A 2,497-nucleotide genomic window follows, 5' to 3' on the forward strand; every position below is an offset into this window, starting at 1 on the left:
GATTTGGTCTTCTCGTGCTCGGTCTATCGACCAGCATCCAGGAGGTCATCAAGGGAGCCATCATCATCATTGCGGTCTCATTGAACCGCCGTTGAAGGCAGCAGCCCGGGATGAAATCGGAAGATATGCGGTTCCGCAATTAAAGGGTCGATGATCTGTTGATCACAGCGCATTTCGATGAAATAGTAAAAAGAGAACGTTCTCACTGCGTGTTTTGGGATGAAAGAGGGCGTTTTGGAGGAAATCTGTTGAGTGTGTCGCCGCCACGATTGCAGGCCGTTGCCGTTACCAAATCCTACGGCGCGACCACAGCATTGGAAAATGTGTCGCTGGATCTGGCGGCGGGCGAAGTCCATGCGGTGCTCGGCGAAAACGGCGCCGGCAAATCCACGCTGGTCAAGATCCTCAGCGGTGTGATTGCGCCAAACAGCGGTCAGATGCGTCTCGACGGTGCGGTCTATGCGCCGCATTCGATCCTGCATGCGCGACAAGCAGGCGTGGCCACGGCTTTCCAGGAATTGAGCCTCGCGCCCAACTTGACCGTTGCCGAAGCGCTGCTGCTGCCCGCCATGAAGCGCGGGGCGTTCGGCCTGGTCTCTCCCTACCAGACAGCGCGAGCCGCAGCTGAAATCCTGCATCGCTATCGTTTGGATGACGTCTCGCCGATCGCCGGCATCGCCAGCCTGTCGCTCGCCCACAGGCAGCGGCTCGAGATCGCCCGAGCCATGCACTATGCCGAAAAGGTTCTTATCCTTGACGAGCCTACGGCAGCATTGACCGATGTCGAATGGCTGTTCGATCTGGTTCGCAGCACGACTGCGGCCGGGACCGCCGTCCTCTATATTTCACACCGCCTGGCCGAGGTGCGCACCTTGTGCAAGCAGGCAACGGTGCTGCGAAACGGCCGTTCCGTGGCAAGCGTCGGACTATCGGACGCCAGCGATGCCGATATTTTCGAGCTGATGGTCGGCCGCACGGAGATGGCGCACGGGCGCCGCACCCACTCGTTCGCTCGCGAGACGCGTTCCGCGCTCGAACTGAACAATGTCACCGGCGCAAAGCTCAAGGGCGTCACACTCGACGTGAAAGAGGGCGAGATCGTCGGCATCGCCGCTTTGGAAGGCCAAGGCCAGCGCGAACTTTTCCGCACCCTTGTCGGCCTGGATAAAGCGACGTCGGGACAAATCCTGGTCGGGGGAAAGCCCGTACAACCTAAAAGCCCACGTCATGCCATCGCGGCCGGACTGAGCTTCCTTCCCGAAGAACGCAAGGTGGAAGGGATATTCTCGACACTGTCGACGGCAGCAAACATCGTGCTGCCCGTCATCCAGAACATCAGCCGGACCGGTTTTGTCTGGCCCGCGCTGGAACGGCACAGTGCCGCACGGGCATCCGAAGGGGTCGAACTCAATCCTCGCTATCTCGATTTTCGTATCGCCGACCTCTCCGGAGGCAATCAGCAGAAGGCATTGCTTGCGCGTGCGATGTTTACGGGCGCGCGTACATTGCTTCTCTACGATCCGACCCGAGGCGTCGATGTCGGCACCAAGCAGGCTATCTACGCGGCCATTCAGGCCTTTGCCGACAGGGGTGGATCGGTGCTTCTCTATTCATCGGAACTTACAGAACTGACGCGTCTGGCCGACCGCTGTCTGGTGCTCTACGGCGCACGAATTTTCGAGCAGTTCACGGGCGAAGCCATCGAAGAGCGTGCGCTGGTCGCAGCCCTTACCGGTCATTCCCGAGACCCCGCAAAATCAAAGCGCGAGGCCGCGGCATGAGCATTCTTGCAACCAAGGCGGCAGCCACCTCTCACCGCCTCGCCCCGTCAATGCCGGCAAGGGCAAAAGCCTTACTGGCCAGCGGCACCGGCATCATCATCGTTCTCTACATCATCCTGTATGGCCTGTATTCCATATGGGATCCTACCGCGCTGACCGCCGACACAGTGCTCAACCTGACGAACAATGCCGTTCCCCTTGCGATCGCGGCGGCGGGTCAGACGTTGATCGTGCTGTCCAGAGGCTTCGACCTTTCCGTCGCCGGCGTCATCTCGCTAACCAATGTCATCATGGCGGCTTATCCGCTGGACGGCCCGTTGGGGGCAGTCGAAAGCCTTGCCATCTGCCTGGCGATCGGAGGCGTGGTCGGCCTGGTAAACGGTTTCCTGGTCGCCGTGCTGCGTCTCCAGTCGATCGCCGCCACGCTGGCGACGATGATCATCTGCCAGGGCCTTTCATTGGTGATCCTCGACGCGCCGGGAGGTACGGTCGCGGATTTCATCTCCTATGATCTGACCGACGTGCTTTTCGGCGTGATCCCGATCTCGGGGCTCTTCGTCGCGGGCGTTGTCGCTCTCTGGATGATTTGCCGACGCACGGCGTTCGGCACAGGCCTTTATGTCGTGGGGGCTGATGAAACAGCTGCGCATCTGTCAGGCATCAATGTCAAACGCGTCCGAATTCTAAGCTTTGTTATCGGTGGCATGCTCTACGGC

General features: G+C 59.9%; 2 protein-coding genes. Both read left to right on the top strand.

The window, feature by feature from the left end:
• The first annotated feature begins 254 nt into the window (after positions 1–254).
• Positions 255–1,781: a sugar ABC transporter ATP-binding protein gene (locus EN884_RS32875; protein WP_027035676.1), complete on the top strand. Its 1,527-nt coding sequence runs from the start codon at positions 255–257 to the stop codon at positions 1,779–1,781.
• Positions 1,778–2,497, top strand: a 720-nt coding sequence (locus tag EN884_RS32880; protein ID WP_164895310.1) for an ABC transporter permease, incomplete at its 3' end; no start/stop codon positions are given. The genes EN884_RS32875 and EN884_RS32880, both read left to right, overlap by 4 nt.

It is taken from the genome of Mesorhizobium sp. M7A.F.Ca.AU.001.01.1.1 (assembly GCF_004022735.1).
In the GTDB taxonomy this organism is placed as follows: Bacteria; Pseudomonadota; Alphaproteobacteria; order Rhizobiales; family Rhizobiaceae; genus Mesorhizobium; species Mesorhizobium ciceri.